The sequence below is a fragment of the Sinorhizobium sp. 22678 genome (assembly GCF_052044265.1).
GTDB classification, from domain to species: Bacteria; Pseudomonadota; Alphaproteobacteria; order Rhizobiales; family Rhizobiaceae; genus Sinorhizobium; species Sinorhizobium meliloti_A.
The window spans coordinates 120,378-138,311 of record NZ_JBQEMS010000014.1; the positions used below are offsets into that span (position 1 = coordinate 120,378).

The window sequence follows — 17,934 nt, forward strand, 5'->3', positions numbered from 1 at the left end:
CCGACGCCCTTTCCTCAGGCCGTCCCGCCGACCGCCCTGCCGTCCGGCCCGAAGGCCATGAGGTGGCGTGTGTCGACGAAGACATTGAGCGTTGCGTCCGGTTCGATCTCGTGAATGCCGGGTGCGAGCATGACCCAGCGTGCGCCCGCGAAGGCGACGTGAATGAAGCTTTCGGACCCGGTTATTTCCGAGATCGCCGTCTTGACCGTCAGCGGTTCGTCGCTGCCGTTCGGCTGGCCGAAAGAAAGATGGTGCGGCTGAAAGGCCACCGTGCAAGGGCCATCTCCAAGGGAACGAAGATGTGCGGGAACGGGAAGCACCGGCTTGCCCTCGAGCGCAAAATGCGTTCCCGCCTTCACGAGGCCGATGGTGTTCAGCGGCGGATCGGCGAATGTGCGGGCCGTGACGATGTCGACCGGGCGGCGATAGACATCGATGGTGCGGCCGAACTGGGTGATCCTTCCCTCGCTCAGTGTGGCGGTGTTGCCGCCGAGCAGAAGCGCTTCCGACGGCTCTGTCGTGGCGTAGACGAAGATCGCGCCGGATGCGGCGAAGATCTTCGGCAGTTCCTCGCGCAATTCCTCCCGCAGCTTGTAGTCGAGATTGGCAAGCGGCTCGTCGAGCAGCACCAGATCGGCATTCTTGACGATGGCGCGGGCGAGCGCGGTGCGTTGCTGCTGACCGCCGGACAGGTTGAGAGGCGTGCGGTCGAGATAGGGCGTGAGCTTCAGGAGTTCCGCCGCCTTTCGCACTTCGCGGTCGACGGCGGCGCTGTCGGCGCGCTTGATCCGCATCGGCGAGGCGATGTTCTCGTAGACCGTCATCGCCGGATAGTTGATGAATTGCTGATAGACCATGGCGACCGAGCGTTTCTGCACGGGAACGCCGGTCACGTCGGCACCGTCGAGATGGATCGAACCGGAGGCGGGCTTGTCGAGACCGGCCATCAGCCGCATCAGCGACGTCTTGCCGGAGAGCGTCGGGCCGAGCAGCACGTTGAGCGACCCCCTCTCCAGCACAAGGTCGGTCGGGTGGATGTGCGTCTCTCCACCCACGACCTTGGATATCTTCTTCATTTCAAGCATTGAATTCTCCACCCCAACGGCAGTTCAGCCGTGGTACCTCAGGCGGCCGCGTTGACCGCGCCCCGCATATATTCCTCCAGTTCCGCGGTTTGCGCCCGCGAAAACTTCAGTCCCAGTTTCGTGCGGCGCCAAAGCACGTCCTCCGCGCGCAATGCCCATTCCTGACCGATCAGCCAATCCACTTCCGCCGCATAGAGATCCGCCCCGAATTGCTTTCCGAGGTCGGCCTCGCTCGCGGCATTGCCGAGAAGTTGCGCCGCCCGCGTGCCGTAGAGCCGTACCAGCCGGCGGGCGTGGGAGGCGGCCAGGAAAGGATAGCGCGTCTTGAGCTTCGCGACCTCGTCGTCATAGCCGCCGGTCGGAAAATCGCCCCCCGGAAGCTGCGATCCGGCCGTCCACTTCCTGCCCTTTTCCCCGATGGTCTCGCCGATCTTCTCGAGCGCCGATTCCGCAAGGCGCCTGTAGGTGGTGAGCTTGCCGCCGAAGACGTTGAGCAGGGGTGCATCGCCGTTCTCGACGCGCAGCACATAGTCGCGGGTCGCCTCCTGCGCCTTGCTCGCGCCGTCATCGAAAAGGGGGCGCACGGCGGAATAGGTCCACACGATAGCCTCTCTGCCCACCGGGTCGCTGAAATATTCGCTCGCCGCCTCGCAGAGATAATCGATCTCTGCGTCGCTGATGCGCACGTCAGCCGGATTGCCGGTGAAATCGCGATCGGTGGTTCCGATCAGCGTGAACTCGTCCTGGTAAGGAATGGCGAACATGATCCGCCCGTCCGGGTTCTGGAAGAAATAGGCACGCGGATCGTCAAACTTCTTCTTAACGACGATATGACTGCCCTGGACCAGGCGGACATTGCGGACGTCGTTGTTGCCGACCGCTTCGGAGAGAACCCGGTCCACCCAGGGGCCCGCGGCATTGACGAGCATGCGGGCGCGTATCGTCTCGCGCGCGCCTGTCGCCGCATTCTCGATTTCGATCGCCCAACGGCCGCCCTCACGGCGCGCCGAGACGACGCGGGTACGCGCCATGATCCTGGCGCCGCGGTCGGCGGCGTCGCGCGCGTTCAGCACCACGAGGCGAGCATCGTCGACCCAGCCGTCCGAATATTCGAATGCTTTGGTGAAGAGGCGCTTCAGCGGTGCGCCTGCGGGATCGCGCGTCATGTCGAGCGTCTTCGTCGCCGGCAGAAGCTTGCGACCGCCTATGTGATCGTAAAGAAAGAGGCCGAGGCGGATCAGCCAGGCCGGCCGCGGACCACCCTTGTGGAAGGGCAGCACGAAGCGCATCGGCCAGATGACGTGCGGCGCCATCGCCCAGAGGACTTCGCGCTCCATCAGGGCTTCGCGCACCAGGCGGAATTCATAATGTTCGAGATAGCGCAAGCCGCCATGGATGAGCTTGGTCGAGCCGGACGATGTTCCGGAGGCGAAATCGCTCATCTCCGCAAGCGCGACGGAATATCCGCGGCCAGCCGCATCACGCGCGATGCCGCATCCGTTAATGCCGCCGCCTATGACGAAGACGTCGAATATCGTCTGCTCTGACACTCTTGTTTTCCCCTCCACACTCCGCGACGCAGAATTTGTGCAATCGCGAAAGTGAAAGCAGTTAAAGCGAAAATATTTCGAATGTCAAACGAATGTTCCGGCTTCACGCTTGGGAATCGGGGACCGGATCACACCTCGGTCTCGACCAGCCTCACATCCTGGTCGGCACAGATTTTGCGAACGTTTTCAACGATGCAGCGGTCGGTGATGAATGTCTGCACCTGCGAGATATGGCCGATACGCACCGGCGCGGTGCGTTCGAATTTCGTCGAATCCGAAACGAGGATGACATGGCGCGCATTGGCGATGATCGCCTGCGCAACTTTCACTTCGCGATAATCGAAATCGAGCAGGGCCCCGTCAGGGTCGATCGCCGAGGCGCCGATCACCGCGAAATCCACCTTGAACTGCTTGATGAAGTCGACGGCGGCCTCTCCGACGATGCCGCCGTCGGAGCCGCGGACGACCCCGCCGGCGATCACCACCTCGATCGAGGGGAAGACCCGCAACCTGTTGGCTACGTTGATGTTGTTGGTGATGATCATCAGTTCCCGGTGGTCGAGGAGCGCCTCTCCCACCGCTTCCGTCGTGGTGCCGATATTGATGAAGAGCGAAGAATTGTCCGGGATGAGCGCGGCCGCGGCCCGGCCGATCGCCTGCTTTTCCGCCGCGGCGATCTGGCGGCGGGATTCGTATCTGACGTTTTCCTTGCCGCTCGGAAAAATGGCGCCGCCGTGAATGCGGTTCAAAACCCTGGCGTCGCAGAGATCGTTCAGGTCCTTGCGGATCGTCTGCGGCGTAACGGAAAAGCGCTGGGCGAGATCCTCGACCAGCACGCGGCCTTCCGTTTTCGCCAGTTCCAAAATCTCCGCCTGTCGTCCGGTCAGATACATCCGCCCCTCGCGTTTCGTTTTCTTTCATAATATGCAAAAACGAAAGCGGCGCAATTTCAGATTAGGAATATCCAGCGCGTTCGATTTTCGTTGCGGCTCGCGCCCGATCTGCGCTGTAATCGGTGGGGGCACGCCAGTCTGACGTTATCGGGAGGAAGAAAGCGCATGTATCATCCGGCCTTGTTCCAGGGCATGAACGTGGTGGTTACCGGCGGCGGAAGGGGCATCGGCCTCGAGGTCGTGCGGCTGTTCCTCGATTGCGGTGCGCGCGTGGTTGTGCATATGGGGCGGACGATCGCCGCCGACCGCCCCGAATTTCTCGACCTTGCAGCGGCCGAGGGCAGGGCGTTCCTCGCGGCGGCGGATTTCGTTGCCGACGGAGGCGTCGAGAGCCTCGCCGATGTGGTGAGGAGCGGCTTCGACAGCGTCGATGTCCTCGTCAACAATGCCGGCACGATGGTTGGCCGCTTTCCGGCGTCCGATCTCACCGATGAGCAATACCGCACGGTCGTGCAGCTCAACCAGACCTCGGTCGTCGAGATGACCCGGACGATGCTGCCGCTCCTGCGCAAGGGCAGACATCCTGCGATCGTCAACACGGTTTCGATCTCGGCGCGCATGGGCGGCAGTCCCGGCTCCTCGATCTACTCTGCCACCAAAGCTTTCGTCGCAACCTATTCGAAGGCGCTGGCGCGTGAACTTGCGCCGGACGGCATCCGTGTCAACTGCGTCTCGCCCGGCACGATCACGACGGATTTCCACGAGCGCTATTCGACGCCGGAGAAGCTGGAGGCGACGCGCAAGACCATCCCGCTCGGCCGGCTCGGGACGGCGGAGGATTGCGCGCCGGCCTATCTCTTCCTCGCCGCACACGCGCTTTCGGGCTATATCACCGGACAGGTCCTGGAGGTGAATGGCGGGCAGCTCATCGCTTAAGCGCGCGTCCGCCCCTCATCCGCCTGCCGGCACCTTCTCCCCGCTTGGCGGGGAGAAGGCCAGTCCTCGGGTCAAACTCGAGGAGAGGCGCAAAAACGTGTGCACTGAGTGATCCGGATATGATCGACAAGCTGGAATTTTTTCTCGCACTGGCCCGCGAACGGCATTTCGGCCGGGCGGCGGAGGAGTGCGGGGTAACGCAGCCGACGCTTTCGGCAGCGATCCGGCAGCTCGAAGAGCAGCTCGGCGTTATTCTGGTCAATCGCGGATCACGCTTCCAGGGACTGACGCCCGAAGGGCAGCGGGTGCTGGAATGGGCACGGCGGATCGTCAGTGACAGCCGTACGATGCGCGAGGAGATGCGTGCAGCGCGAAAAGGTCTTTCGGGGCATATGCGCCTCGCCGCGGTGCCGACGACGCTCTCCATGGTGCCGCTCATCACCGCGCCCTTCCAGGAGAAGCATCCGGACGTCACCTTCTCGGTGCTTTCGACCACCTCGCTGCAGATCCTCGCGCTTCTCGAAAACCTGGAGATCGATGCCGGTCTGACCTATCTGGAGAACGAGCCGCTCGGCCGGGTGACGAGCGTGCCCTTGCAGATCGAGCAATATCATCTGGTTACGGCCGCCGGTACGGCGCTATCGGATCGCGAAAGCGTGACCTGGAAGGAAGTGAGCGACATTCGGCTTTGTCTATTGACGGCCGACATGCAGAACCGGCGCATCATCAATCAGCACTTTGCCGAGGCGGGCGCGGTCCCGAAGCCGACCCTCGAATCGAATTCGATGATCGTGCTCTTTTCCCACGTCCGGACCGGCCGGTGGGCGAGCATCATGCCGTATAACGTCGCGAAATCATTCGGTTTTCACGAAGACATACGGATGATTCCGATCGTCGATCCGGACGTCCGCCATACGGTCGGCCTGGTCGCCACCTATCGTGAGCCGTTCACGCCGCTCGTCTCCGCGCTGTTGCACGAGGCGCGTATCCTCGGTGAGCGCAACCAGGTTCAATAGAAATTTTCTATCGATCGACGGAACAGCCATATTGACCCATGGAAGCATAAGCGCGAAGCTTGTTTCATGGGCAAAGAGCGTGAAATCTCCGATCTTTGCCAACTGGTTGAGACAGCGGCACGACGACGGTCGGGAGATCCTGGCGGCGCGGCCGCGAGCCGGGAGGGCTCCTTCAGTGAATATCCATCTGCCGCGCGCAGACGTGACCGAACGGACGCTGGCGATCGTCGGCGAGCTCAAGGGGCTCGAAGGCCCGCTTATTCCCATCCTGCACGAAATCCAGGACGAGTTCGGCTATGTGCCGGAGGAGAGCCTGCCGGTGATCGCGCGGGAACTCAATCTGTCGCGCGCCGAAGTCTATGGCGTGGTTACCTTCTATCACGATTTTCGCGAGCACCCGGCCGGGCGCCATGTGCTGAAGCTCTGTCGCGCCGAGGCCTGCCAGTCGATGGGCGGCGACCGGCTTGCGGAGCGCGCCAAGGCGCTTCTCGGGATCGATTTCCATGAGACGACGCCGGACGGCGCCGTGACGCTTGAGCCGGTCTACTGTCTCGGACTCTGTTCCTGCTCGCCGTCGGCGATGCTCGACGGCGAGGTTCATGCGCGCCTCGACGAAGCAGAGCTCGAGGCGCTGGTTGCGGAGGCGCGCCGATGACCGTCAGGATCTACATTCCCCGGGATGCGGCGGCCATTGCGCTAGGCGCCGAAAAGGTGGTGGAGGCGATGGCCGGCGAGATCGCCGCACGCGGGCTCGACGCCACGATCGTGCGCAACGGCTCGCGCGGCATGCACTGGCTGGAGCCGCTGGTCGAAGTCGAAACGGCCGCAGGGCGCGTCGCCTACGGTCCGGTGAAGGCGCGCGACGTCGCCTCGCTTCTCGATGCCGGGCTGATTTCGGGTGGCGCGCATCCTCTCTGCCTCGGCAAGACCGAGGAAATTCAGTTTCTCAAGCGACAGACCCGGCTTACCTTTGCCCGTTGCGGCGTCATCGATCCTCTCTCGCTCGAAGACTATCGCGCCCATCGGGGCTTGCTTGGTCTCAAGCGGGCCATCGCAATGCAACCGGCGGCGATCGTTGCCGAGGTCACGGAAAGCGGCCTTCGCGGCCGCGGCGGCGCCGGCTTCCCGACCGGCATCAAATGGAAGACCGTCCTGGAAGCACGAGGGCCGCGCAAATACATCGTCTGCAATGCCGACGAGGGCGACAGCGGGACCTTTGCGGACCGGATGATCATGGAAGGCGATCCCTTCGTGCTGATCGAGGGTATGGCGATCGCCGGTATCGCGACCGGTGCGACCAAGGGCTACATCTATACCCGTTCGGAATATCCGCATGCGATCGCGGTGATGAGCGCGGCGATCGAGATTGCCCGTGCCGCCGGTGTTCTCGGGGCGTCGGTGCTCGGGTCGGCGCACGCTTTCGACATGGAAGTGCGCACCGGCGCCGGCGCCTATGTCTGCGGCGAGGAGACCTCGCTCCTGAACAGCCTCGAAGGCAAGCGCGGGCTCGTGCGCGCCAAGCCGCCGCTGCCGGCACACAAGGGCCTTTTCGACCGCCCGACCGTCATCAACAACGTCATCTCGCTCGCTTCCGTGCCGGTGATCCTCGACAGGGGCGCCGGTTACTATCGCGATTTCGGCATGGGCCGGTCGCGCGGAACGATCCCGCTGCAGATCGCCGGCAACGTCAAGCATGGCGGCCTCTTCGAGACCGCATTCGGCCTGACGCTCGGCGAGATCGTCGACGAGATCGGCGGCGGCACGGCGAGCGCCCGGCCGGTCAAGGCGGTTCAGGTTGGCGGCCCGCTCGGCGCCTATTTCCCGCGGGCGCTGTTCGATACGCCTTTCGACTACGAGGCATTTGCCGCCAGAGACGGGCTCATCGGTCATGCCGGCATCGTCGTCTTCGACGACACGGCCGACATGTTGAAACAGGCGCGTTTCGCCATGGAGTTCTGTGCGGTCGAAAGCTGCGGCAAGTGCACCCCATGCCGTATCGGTTCGACGCGCGGCGTCGAGGTGGCCGACAGGATCGCCGCCGGCATCGAGCCGGAGAAGAACCGCGAACTGCTCGCCGATCTCTGCAACACGATGAAGTTCGGCTCCCTCTGCGCCCTTGGCGGCTTCACGCCCTATCCGGTGATGAGCGCCATGACGCATTTTCCGGAGGATTTTTCACCGGTGCCGATCGTGGAGGCTGCGGAATGATGGCTGCGATGGCACTTGAATTTTTGCCCCTCACCCTAACCCTCTCCCCGCAGGCGGGGAGAGGGGACCGGAAGGGCACGGCATATCCCTTCTCCCCGCGAGCGGGGAGAAGGTGGCGGCAGCCGGATGAGGGGCGGAAGCCGGTATCGGCGGCGGCGCGTACCCCCCTCTGGCCTGCCGGCCATCTCCCCCCCAAGGGGGGAGAATGGATGCGGCGCGCTCGGCGTCTTGACCGGAGCGCCCCACGTGCAGAAGCGTTTGTTTTGGAGCAAGTGGCCGGCCACGATTCGATCTCCCCGCTTGTGGGGGAGATGCCCGGCAGGGCAGAGGGGGGTGAAGCCGCTCCCTTGAACGCAATTTCTCAGGAGGCCCGCTAATGTCTCTCATTCACGAAATCGACTACGGCACCCCTGCCTCCAAGTCCGAGAAGACGGTGACGCTGACGATAGACGGGCGCGAGATCACGGTTCCGGAAGGCACGTCGATCATGCGTGCGGCAATGGAAGCGGGCATCGAGGTGCCGAAGCTTTGCGCTTCCGACATGATGGATGCCTTCGGCTCCTGCCGGCTCTGTCTCGTAGAAATCGAGGGACGCGCCGGCATGCCGGCCTCCTGCACGACGCCGGTGGCGGCAGGCATCAGCGTTTCGACGCAGACGCAGCGGCTGAAGGATGTCCGCCGCGGCGTCATGGAGCTCTATATTTCCGACCATCCGCTCGACTGCCTCACCTGCGCAGCCAATGGCGATTGCGAGCTGCAGGACATGGCCGGTGCCGTGGGCCTGCGCGACGTGCGCTACGGCTATGACGGCGAGAACCATGTGACGGCGCGCAACAATGGCGAGATCAACGCAAAATGGGCGCCGAAGGACGAATCGAATCCGTATTTCACCTATGATCCGGCGAAGTGCATCGTCTGTTCGCGCTGCGTGCGGGCCTGCGAGGAAGTGCAGGGCACCTTCGCGCTGACGATCAGCGGCCGCGGCTTCGATTCGCGCGTCTCCGCCGGCATGAACGAGGATTTCGTTTCCTCCGAATGCGTCTCCTGCGGCGCCTGCGTGCAGGCTTGCCCCACGGCGACGCTGACGGAAAAATCGGTGATCGAGATCGGCCAGCCGGAGCACTCGGTCGTCACCACCTGCGCCTATTGCGGCGTGGGCTGCTCGTTCAAGGCGGAGATGCGCGGCGAGGAGCTGGTGCGCATGGTGCCCTGGAAGGACGGCCAGGCGAACCGCGGCCATTCCTGCGTCAAGGGCCGCTTCGCCTATGGTTATTCCAACCACAGGGACCGCATCCTCAATCCGATGGTCCGCGAGAAGGTTACCGATCCCTGGCGCGAGGTCACCTGGGAAGAGGCTTTCGCGCATATCGCCTCCGAGTTCCGCCGCATCCAGTATCAGTATGGCCGCGATTCGGTCGGCGGCATCACGTCTTCGCGCTGCACCAATGAGGAAACCTTTCTGGTGCAGAAGCTGGTGCGCGCCGGCTTCGGCAACAACAATGTCGACACCTGCGCCCGCGTCTGCCATTCGCCGACCGGTTACGGCCTCAACCAGACCTTCGGCACCTCCGCCGGTACGCAGGATTTCGACAGTGTCGAGCACACGGATGTTGCGGTCATCATCGGTGCCAACCCGACCGACGGCCACCCGGTCTTCGCCTCGCGGCTGAAGAAGCGGCTGCGCCAGGGCGCCAAGCTGATCGTCATCGATCCGCGCCGGATCGACCTCGTCCGCTCCGCCCATGTCGAAGCGTCGTACCACCTGCCGCTGAAGCCCGGCACCAACGTTGCCATCCTGACGGCGATTGCGCATGTCATCGTCACGGAAGGCCTTGCCAACGAAGCCTTCATTCGCGAACGCTGCGACTGGTCGGAATTCGAGGATTGGGCGGCCTTCGTGGCAGAGCCCCATCACAGCCCGGAAGCAACCGAAGCCTATACCGGCGTTTCACCGGAACTTGTGCGCAGGGCTGCGCGGCTTTACGCCACCGGCGGCAACGGCGCGATCTATTACGGCCTTGGCGTCACGGAGCACAGCCAGGGCTCGACGACGGTGATGGCGATCGCCAACCTCGCCATGCTCACCGGCAACATCGGCCGGCCGGGCGTCGGCGTCAATCCGCTGCGCGGCCAGAACAACGTCCAGGGCTCCTGCGACATGGGCTCCTTCCCGCACGAGCTTCCCGGCTACCGACATATTTCGGACGATGCGACGCGCGAGATCTTCGAGAAGCTCTGGGGCGTGACGCTCAATCATGAGCCGGGCCTGCGCATCCCCAATATGCTCGACGCCGCCGTCGAGGGCACCTTCAAGGGCCTCTACGTGCAGGGCGAGGACATCCTGCAGTCGGATCCGGACACCAAGCACGTCGCCGCCGGCCTTGCGGCGATGGAATGCGTCGTGGTGCACGATCTCTTCCTCAACGAGACGGCCAACTACGCCCATGTCTTCCTGCCCGGATCGACCTTCCTCGAAAAGGACGGAACCTTCACCAATGCCGAGCGCCGCATCAACCGCGTCCGGCGCGTCATGCGGCCGAAGAACGGCTATGCCGATTGGGAGGTGACGCAGAAGATGGCGCAAGCCATGGGGCTTGCCTGGAACTATCGCCATCCGTCCGAGATCATGGACGAGATCGCGGCGACGACGCCGAGCTTTGCCATGGTCTCCTACGACTATCTGGACAAGATGGGCTCGGTGCAGTGGCCGTGCAATGAGAAGGCGCCGCTCGGCTCGCCCATCATGCATGTCGACGGTTTCGTGCGCGGCAAGGGCAAGTTCATCCGCACCGAATACGTGGCGACCGACGAAAGGACCGGTCCGCGCTTCCCGCTGCTTCTGACGACCGGCCGTATTCTCAGTCAGTACAATGTCGGCGCCCAGACGCGTCGCACGGAGAACGTCGTCTGGCATGCGGAAGACCGGCTGGAAATTCACCCGCACGACGCCGAGCAGCGCGGCATCCGCGACGGCGACTGGGTCAGGCTCGCCAGCCGCTCGGGCGATACGACGCTCCGCGCGTTGATCACCGATCGCGTCGCGCCGGGTGTCGTCTATACGACCTTCCATCACCCCTCGACTCAGGCGAACGTCATCACCACCGACTTTACCGATTGGGCGACCAACTGCCCGGAATACAAGGTGACCGCGGTGCAGGTCTCGCCGTCGAACGGTCCTTCCGACTGGCAGCGCGACTATGACGAGCAGGCTCGCCGGTCGCGTCGCATTTCCGGCAAGCTGGAGGCGGCGGAATAGGAGCGAGAATGGCGGGCAAGCGAGTTTCGTCCTCTCCATCCGGAACGACGGCGACGGTGCCGGAGGCTGCACGGCGCGGCGGCATCCTCGTCGCGCAGTCGCGCGTCGTGCCCGAGGAAACGCCGGTCGCCTTCACCTATGGCGGTTCGACGCATGCGGTGATGATGGCGACACCTGCCGATCTCGAGGATTTCGCCACCGGCTTCAGCCTGACCGAAGGGATCATCACCCGTCCAGAACAGATCGACGACATAGACATCGTCGTCGAGGACAAGGGCATCGATCTGCAGATCAGGCTCGAGGACGAACAGAACGACATTCTGCGCCTCAGACGTCGCCACATGGCCGGGCCGGTCGGCTGCGGTCTCTGCGGTATAGAGTCGATCGAGGAGGCCGTTCGCCCGACGCCCGATGTCTCCGCCTCGCTGCTTCGCCTTTCCGATCAGGACGTGGTGGACGCAGTTGCGCTTCTCAATGGACAACAGCCGCTGCATTTCGAGACACGGGCGGTGCACGGTGCCGCTTTTTACGTGCCCGGACGCGGACTGATCGCGGTCCGCGAGGATGTCGGGCGTCACAACGCGCTGGACAAGCTGACCGGAGCGGCCGCGCGCGCCGGGTTCAGGGGCGCTCAGGGCGCGGTTGTCGTCACGTCCCGCGTATCGGTCGAGATGGTGCAGAAAACCGCGATCGTCGGGAGCCCTGTGATCATTGCCATTTCTGCGCCGACGGCGCTCGCCATCCGCACGGCGGAAGGGGCGGGCATGACCCTCATCGCACTTGTCCGCGGCGACGAGTTTGAAATCTTCACCCATGCGGAGCGCATCATCCGGAATGACGAGGAGCCTGCGTCCTTGTCCGCCCGCGTGCCGCTATTCTGAATTCGGAGCAATCGTCCATGTCTGAAAACCACCCCAACGCCAAGCTCGTCTATATGGCGAACCAGATTGCCACCTTCTTCCTGACCCAGCCGGCGGAGGGGGCGGCCGAGGGCGTGGCCACGCATATCAACAAATATTGGGAGCCGCGCATGCGCCGCAAGCTCTTCGAGCATATCGCGCATGGCGGTGAAGGGTTGAACCCGCTGGTGCTCGAGGCGGCTGAGAAGATCCGCCGTCCGGAGGCGGTTTAAGGCCTGTTGGTCTGGCTGCATTCCTGTGACAAGCACAGGAATGAGGAAATCAAACAAGCGGCGGCGGGTGGCCCGAATCTCGACACGCCCTTAGAGCGCTTCCAGGAAGTTTGTCCTTCGATCCTCGTTCCTGTGCCTTCACAGGAATCGAGCCAGCCCAAGTCCTTGGGCTGGAAAAGACCCTTTCCGCCCCGCAGGCGCGTCGCTGCCCTCATCCCGGTGACAGGTAGAGGAGGGAGAGGCTTACGCTCTTCCTGACGGGAGCCGTTGCGTTCGAAGAAGAGCGCGGGCGGGAGTGCGGTCAGAAATTCTCCCAGTTGTCCGAGGCGGGAGCGAGCGCGAGATTGGACCTCGTGCCGCTACGCAGCGCCTTTGCAGTTGCGTGCAGACGCGTGGGCGAATGGGGCGCTTCCATCCTGTTGTCGCTTGCGGGCGAAGCGTTCCGTCCGATGCGGAACTGACGCAGCAGGGCGTGCAACGCGTCCGCCTCCTGCGACATCCGATGGCTCGCGGCCGTGCTTTCCTCCACCATGGCGGCGTTCTGCTGCGTCGTCTGATCCATCGCATTGACTGCCTGGTTGATTTCCTTGAGACCGGTCGACTGTTCGCGGGCGGCTTCCACGATCGCCGAGACGTTGTGATTTATCTCCTGCACCTGCGCCAGGATGGTTTCCAGGGCGGTGCCGGTCTGGCCGACCAGCGATACGCCGTTCCTCACATGCTCGCCTGAAGCGGTGATCAGGGATTTGATGTCCTTTGCCGCGCTGGCCGATCGCTGCGCCAGTTCGCGGACCTCCTGGGCCACGACGGCGAAGCCCTTGCCGGCTTCTCCGGCACGCGCCGCCTCGACACCGGCATTGAGGGCCAGCAGGTTCGTCTGGAAGGCGATGTCGTCGATGACGCCGATGATGTTGCTGATTTCGCGCGAGGATTGCTCGATCTGGCCCATGGCGCCGATTGCGCTTTTGACGACAAGTCCGGAGCGTTCGGCGCCATCCTTCGTCTTTGCGACCAGATTGCCCGCTTCCTCGGCACGGCGGCTGGAATCCGCGACGGTCGTGGTGATCTCGTCCAGCGCTGCGGCCGTTTCTTCGACGGAGGCCGCCTGCTGTTCTGTGCGTTTCGACAGATCGTCGGCTGCAGACCGGATCTCGCGTGCGCCGCCGGCGATCGCGCTGGCATTTTCGCCGACCGTCTGCATGGCCCGACAGAGGCGGACAAGCGCTTCGTTGAAGTCCTTGCGCACCGTTTCCATGCTGGGAACGAAGGGCGTGTCGAGCGATTGTGCCAGATCGCCGTCGGCAAGCGCTCGCAAGCCGGCTCCGAGCGCATTGATCGCGGCCATGCGTTCGGTAACGTCTGTCGCGAATTTGACCACCTTGTAAACCCGGCCGTTCGGATCGCGAATGGGGTTGTAGGCGGCCTGGATCCAGACCTCCTTGCCGGCCTTGCCATAGCGCACGAATTCGTTGGAGATGAATTCGCCCTGGGCCAGGCGCTTCCAGAAATCGGCATATTCGGCCGTGCCGGTATAACCGGGCTCGCAGAACATGCTGTGGTGCCGGCCCTGGATTTCGGAGAGCTGATAGCCGAGCGTGTTGCAGAAGTTCTCGTTGGCTGTGAGCACCTCGCCGGCAGGCGTGAACTCGATCATCGCCTGCGAGCGGGAAATGGCGTCCAGCTTGCCGGCATCTTCCGTGGCCTTCATCTTGACGGCGGTGATGTCGGTTGCGAACTTGACCACCTTGTAGGGCTTGCCGTTTCGGCAGATCGGGTTGTAACTCGCCTGGATCCAGATCTCCCGTCCGCCCTTGGCGAGGCGCCGGTAGCTGTTGCTGTCGAATTCGCCGCGGCCGAGACGTGCCCAGAACTCACGATACTCCTCAGTCGCCACGTATTCCGGCGCGCAGAAGATGCGATGGTGCTGTCCGACGATTTCCTGCAGACTATAGCCGAGAGCCTTGCAGAAGTTCTCGTTGGCGTCGAGGACGTTGCCGGCGAGGTCGAACTGAATGATGGCCTGCGATTTGGACAAGGCTTCGATGATCTGCCGTGCGTCACGGCTTCTGGTAAATGAAAACATGATCCCCTCTGAAATTTTCGCGAAGAAACGGCCGCGGAGCGGACGTTTGTGATCTGCTTCGCCGTCCTTCAGGAAAGGGCGGCTGGCGGTTGCTGGGGAGATTTCGAAATCACGAAGGGCTTCATGCCGCTGTGCGATCTAAATTAGTAAAGCGGGCTTAAAATCGCGTTAAAATAGAATTTTTGCTTACATACTCGTAAAAAGATGTGGTCTTTTGCCGCGCAGAGCGACTCAACTGTTTCAAGGAAATAGTGAGTCGCTCCCGATATGCAGATGCGCAGGCTCAGGCCGCCAGTTCTTCGGTTTCCCGCTCCTTGAACATGCGGGCGAGATTGAGGAAGCAGATCATGCCCGATTCATTGGCGATGATGCCTTCCGCAAAGCTCTTGTCGAAGGATGCGGTGACTTCAGGCACAGGCTGTACCTGACTGCCCTGCACGGTCAGAATGTCGGAAACGCGGTCGACGACGAGACCGATGACCATGTTGTGGACCTCGGCGACGACGATCGCGCTGCGTTCGTTGGTGACGGTCGATTTCATGCCGAGCTTATGGGCGAGATCGATGATCGGGATCACCGTCCCGCGCAGGTTCATCACGCCGATCACTTCCGGCGGGGCATGCGGGATGGGCGTCGACGGGGCCCAGCCGCGTATCTCGCGGATCGTTGTGGTCTTGACGCAAAATTCCTGATCGTGGAGACGAAACGCTATGATTTCGAGCGTCTCGCCGTCGAATCCGGCTGCTCTCTGCGTGCTTGTCATCGAAGGTCCTTCCAGCTTTCCGGTCGTGGTGGTCCGCCGATGACATCCGGCGAGGCGCAAGCCGCTTCATGCGCGGAAAATCCGCCTTGCGCTCTGTATGCCTATATTAGGCGCGGATTCGTTAAGCCTTTGCTGAACGTTCCCCCCTCGCAGGAGAGCAGGCGGGCGTGGCTTCAGGCCGCGCGCGTCGGGCGGTCGAGGATACGGCGTCCGAAGAGGCTTGCCGTCAGTTCGACCAGAATGCGTGCGCTCTTGCCCCGGTCGTCGAGGAACGGGTTGAGCTCGACCACATCGAGGGAAGAGACGAGGCCGCTGTCGCACAGCACTTCCATGATGAGGTGAGCCTCGCGGAATGTCGCGCCGCCCGGGACCGTCGTCCCCACGCCGGGGGCCAGTTCCGGATCCATGAAATCGACGTCGAGGCTCACATGCAGCAGGCCGTTAGCGGCGCGAACCTCATCGACAATCTGGCGGATGATATGGGCCATGCCCATCTCGTCGATGGCACGCATATCGAAGACATTGACGCCGTGCTCGGCAATTTCCTCGCGCTCACGCGCGTCGACCGAGCGGATTCCGACCTGATAGACCTTCTTCGGGTCGACCAGCGGCCGGTCCTTCGGGAGGATCGGAGCGAACTCCGCTTCGCCGCAGAAGAAGGCGACGGGCATGCCGTGCATGTTGCCGGAGGGCGAGGTCGCCGGCGAGTTGAAGTCGGCATGCGCGTCCAGCCATAGGACGAAGAGAGGCCGGCCGACGTCCTGGGCGTGACGCGCCATGCCGGAGACGCTTCCCATCGAGAGCGCGTGGTCGCCGCCGAGAATGATGGGGAAATGTCCCTTGTGCGCGGTTTCATGCACGGCTTCGTCGAGCGCGCGCGCGAAAGCTGCGACGGATTGCAGATTGTTGGCGCCGGGATGGTTGGCGAGATCGCATGCCGGCAGCGGCCTCAGATCCCCCTCGTCATTGACCGTATGGCCGAGTTCGGCGAGAACCGTGTCTATTCCGGCGATTCTGAGCGCCGTCGGCCCCATGGCTGCGCCGCGGCGGCCCGAGCCTTCCTCGATGGGTGCGCCGATCAATGTGATGGTTTTCATGTCCGCCTCGTCCCTGGGCCCGGTTGCCGGGAAGCTCGGTTCCCGTGAAGTCCGGCGGATTATCGTCAAAAAGCGTGGCGGCAAAAAGATGGAAAACTGTCGATTGGGAAGATAAGATGCGCAAAGTGTAAAGTCCCCTTGGACGAAGTGATAAGATGGATGATCTCGATCAGGCGCTCATCGGCGCTCTCCGGCAAAATTCCCGCATGCCCGTCTCCGCGCTTTCGGCGATGACCGGCGTCTCGCGTGCCACGGTTGCTGCGCGCATCGACCGGCTCGTCGCGAATGGGACCATTGCCGCTTTTACCATCCGCACGGGCGCGGAAATCCCCGCCTCCGGCGTCAGGGCCGTGGTGATGATCGAGGTTCACGGAAAGATGGCGGACCGCGTCGCCGAACAATTGCGCGGGCTGCCGCAGGTGCGGGCGCTGCACAGCACCAATGGAAGGTGGGATTTCATTGCCGAACTCGAGGACCGGGATCTCGCGAGCTTCGATGAGACCTTGCGGCGCATCCGTTTGATCGACGGCATCAACGTGACCGAAACGAACATTCTGCTGAAGACCAGCAAGTTGACCGGGTCCTCGTGAGGCGATCGCCGCGGCGCGAATTGGCGACGCACGGCTGCTTTTGTTCTTGATTTGTTCTTATCTTCGGATAAGATGTTCCTCTCAGCAAACAAGAGAGGCATGAGCACGGGCGCGGTCTCCGCGGCATGCGGTCTCATTTTGAACGATGGCGTATTTGATCGCGGGTTCCACCCGCTCGACATCATTGCGATCCAGGGAGATTGCCATGGCTAGTTATTCCGGCGGCCCGTCGGTACGGCAGATCTGCATAAAGCTCTTCGTCCGGCATGGTGACGAGGAGCGGGCGATTGCGTTCTACCGCGATGTCTTCGGTGCCGAGCTGCTGCAGCGGCACGAGTGGAGCGGCATTCTGACGAGTGCCGACCTCTGCATCGGCGACTCGGTCTTCCGGGTGGCCGGCGCCAATCCACGCCGGGACGCCGAACCGAGGCTCGGCGGACCGCGATCGCCGCACGCGCTCGGAACAACGGCGGCGATCCTGGAACTGCACGTCGACGACGTGGACCGCGTGCTCGAAAGGGCGATGGGCTCCGGCGCCAGTCTGCGCAATGTCGCCGAAACGCTGCCGACCGGCGACCGGGTCGGCGCCCTCATCGATCCGTTCGGTCATATCTGGGCGCTGTTCACGGCAACGGACGAGAGCGAGGTACTGGATGCGTTCGGGGTCGATCGCAACGCGGCGTGAAGGGGCGCTCCTTCACGCCTTCACGCCTGACCCGAGCTCCCCTGTTCGCTTCAGAAAAATTCGTCCAGCAGCCGGTAAAGGGCGAATCGGATCATTTCACTGAAACAGCGAGATGATCCAGCCCTTGAGATTACGCACTTCCGGACGGAAAACCGTTACACACTTTTCCTGAAAGTGCTCTGACCCTTTGACCCAACGCACTTTCGGACGGAGAACCGTTATACACTTTTCCTGGAAGTGCTCTGGAAGCGGGTGAATCCCGCAAGTGGTTTCATGATGTGTCCGCGGCCGTCGCCGAAGAATTGGGATAGGCCGGCTGCGACCTCGTTGCTCGGATTGCCGTAAACCTCGAACTTCTCGACGCTGCAATGCTCCGATACCGCTCGGATGTGAGGGTCCGATATTTCCCAATGGCGCAGAACGTCTTCGCTATTCCGGTAGAGCTGAAAGCTGACCGCACGCATTTCCTGCTCGTCGATGAATGTCTGGACCATGAGTTGAGGTCCGTTTCGCTCGACGAACTCGATCGCTTGCTTCACCGCTTCGCGAAAGGGTTCCAGGCTGCCTTCCGTGATCTTCATCACGTTCCGGAAGAGTATCTGCTCAGTCATGTCGTACCTCCGTGTCCGTTACACGGAGT

The 17,934-nt window shown here is 62.8% G+C and carries 16 protein-coding genes; 9 read left to right on the forward strand and 7 right to left on the reverse strand.

Annotated features, from left to right (window positions below):
• Positions 1–14: 14 nt before the first annotated feature.
• The 3 genes from ACTJKL_RS20935 to ACTJKL_RS20945 all read right to left on the reverse strand — a co-directional run bounded on the left by ACTJKL_RS20935 (position 15) and on the right by ACTJKL_RS20945 (position 3,528).
• On the reverse strand, positions 15–1,085 hold the full coding sequence (locus ACTJKL_RS20935; protein WP_018097259.1) for an ABC transporter ATP-binding protein: 1,071 nt from the start codon (positions 1,083–1,085) through the stop codon (positions 15–17).
• A 38-nt stretch (positions 1,086–1,123) separates the two neighbouring features.
• On the reverse strand, positions 1,124–2,635 hold the full coding sequence (gene glpD / locus ACTJKL_RS20940) for a glycerol-3-phosphate dehydrogenase (RefSeq protein WP_440853696.1): 1,512 nt from the start codon (positions 2,633–2,635) through the stop codon (positions 1,124–1,126).
• A gap of 128 nt (positions 2,636–2,763) precedes the next feature.
• The gene (locus ACTJKL_RS20945) at positions 2,764–3,528 is read right to left on the reverse strand and encodes a DeoR/GlpR family DNA-binding transcription regulator (protein ID WP_018097257.1); all 765 of its coding nucleotides are present in this window, start codon (positions 3,526–3,528) and stop codon (positions 2,764–2,766) included.
• A gap of 165 nt (positions 3,529–3,693) precedes the next feature.
• Between ACTJKL_RS20945 and ACTJKL_RS20950 the strand changes: the two genes are divergently transcribed.
• The 7 genes from ACTJKL_RS20950 to ACTJKL_RS20980 all read left to right on the forward strand — a co-directional run bounded on the left by ACTJKL_RS20950 (position 3,694) and on the right by ACTJKL_RS20980 (position 12,076).
• Positions 3,694–4,464 carry an SDR family NAD(P)-dependent oxidoreductase gene (locus ACTJKL_RS20950; protein WP_440853697.1) on the forward strand — a complete coding sequence of 257 codons (771 nt, stop codon included), beginning with the start codon at positions 3,694–3,696 and terminating at the stop codon, positions 4,462–4,464.
• A 119-nt stretch (positions 4,465–4,583) separates the two neighbouring features.
• Positions 4,584–5,480: a LysR family transcriptional regulator gene (locus ACTJKL_RS20955; protein WP_010970351.1), complete on the forward strand. Its 897-nt coding sequence runs from the start codon at positions 4,584–4,586 to the stop codon at positions 5,478–5,480.
• A 175-nt stretch (positions 5,481–5,655) separates the two neighbouring features.
• On the forward strand, positions 5,656–6,135 hold the full coding sequence (locus ACTJKL_RS20960; RefSeq protein ID WP_275597233.1) for a formate dehydrogenase subunit gamma: 480 nt from the start codon (positions 5,656–5,658) through the stop codon (positions 6,133–6,135).
• Complete coding sequence (locus tag ACTJKL_RS20965) at positions 6,132–7,688, forward strand: formate dehydrogenase beta subunit (protein ID WP_440853698.1); 1,557 nt, start codon at positions 6,132–6,134, stop codon at positions 7,686–7,688. The genes ACTJKL_RS20960 and ACTJKL_RS20965 overlap by 4 nt, the downstream gene beginning before the upstream one ends.
• Before the next feature lie 376 nt (positions 7,689–8,064).
• On the forward strand, positions 8,065–10,944 hold the full coding sequence (fdhF, locus tag ACTJKL_RS20970; protein ID WP_018097252.1) for a formate dehydrogenase subunit alpha: 2,880 nt from the start codon (positions 8,065–8,067) through the stop codon (positions 10,942–10,944).
• Positions 10,945–10,952: 8 nt separating this feature from the next.
• Positions 10,953–11,825 (forward strand): formate dehydrogenase accessory sulfurtransferase FdhD, encoded by an 873-nt coding sequence (fdhD, locus tag ACTJKL_RS20975; protein ID WP_411922186.1) that lies wholly within the window; start codon positions 10,953–10,955, stop codon positions 11,823–11,825.
• 17 nt (positions 11,826–11,842) lie between these two features.
• On the forward strand, positions 11,843–12,076 hold the full coding sequence (locus ACTJKL_RS20980) for a formate dehydrogenase subunit delta (RefSeq protein ID WP_018097250.1): 234 nt from the start codon (positions 11,843–11,845) through the stop codon (positions 12,074–12,076).
• 301 nt (positions 12,077–12,377) lie between these two features.
• On the opposite strand, the gene ACTJKL_RS20985 is transcribed toward ACTJKL_RS20980, so the two are convergent.
• The 3 genes from ACTJKL_RS20985 to rocF all read right to left on the reverse strand — a co-directional run bounded on the left by ACTJKL_RS20985 (position 12,378) and on the right by rocF (position 16,019).
• On the reverse strand, positions 12,378–14,159 hold the full coding sequence (locus ACTJKL_RS20985; protein WP_440853699.1) for a methyl-accepting chemotaxis protein: 1,782 nt from the start codon (positions 14,157–14,159) through the stop codon (positions 12,378–12,380).
• Positions 14,160–14,442: 283 nt separating this feature from the next.
• Complete coding sequence (locus tag ACTJKL_RS20990; protein ID WP_003528560.1) at positions 14,443–14,922, reverse strand: chemotaxis protein CheW; 480 nt, start codon at positions 14,920–14,922, stop codon at positions 14,443–14,445.
• Between the two features lie 173 nt (positions 14,923–15,095).
• The gene (gene rocF, locus ACTJKL_RS20995; protein ID WP_440853700.1) at positions 15,096–16,019 is read right to left on the reverse strand and encodes an arginase; all 924 of its coding nucleotides are present in this window, start codon (positions 16,017–16,019) and stop codon (positions 15,096–15,098) included.
• Positions 16,020–16,174: 155 nt separating this feature from the next.
• Between rocF and ACTJKL_RS21000 the strand changes: the two genes are divergently transcribed.
• Together ACTJKL_RS21000 and ACTJKL_RS21005 are read left to right on the forward strand one after the other, a co-directional pair.
• Entirely contained in the window at positions 16,175–16,609 is a 435-nt protein-coding gene (locus ACTJKL_RS21000) for an Lrp/AsnC family transcriptional regulator (RefSeq protein WP_100674603.1), read from the forward strand.
• A gap of 205 nt (positions 16,610–16,814) precedes the next feature.
• Positions 16,815–17,294: a VOC family protein gene (locus tag ACTJKL_RS21005; RefSeq protein WP_275597239.1), complete on the forward strand. Its 480-nt coding sequence runs from the start codon at positions 16,815–16,817 to the stop codon at positions 17,292–17,294.
• Positions 17,295–17,512: 218 nt separating this feature from the next.
• Here the strand turns inward: ACTJKL_RS21005 and ACTJKL_RS21010 are convergent, their stop codons facing one another.
• Positions 17,513–17,905, reverse strand: coding sequence for a hypothetical protein (locus ACTJKL_RS21010; protein WP_411922188.1), 393 nt, complete (start codon positions 17,903–17,905; stop codon positions 17,513–17,515).
• Positions 17,906–17,934 lie beyond the last annotated feature (29 nt).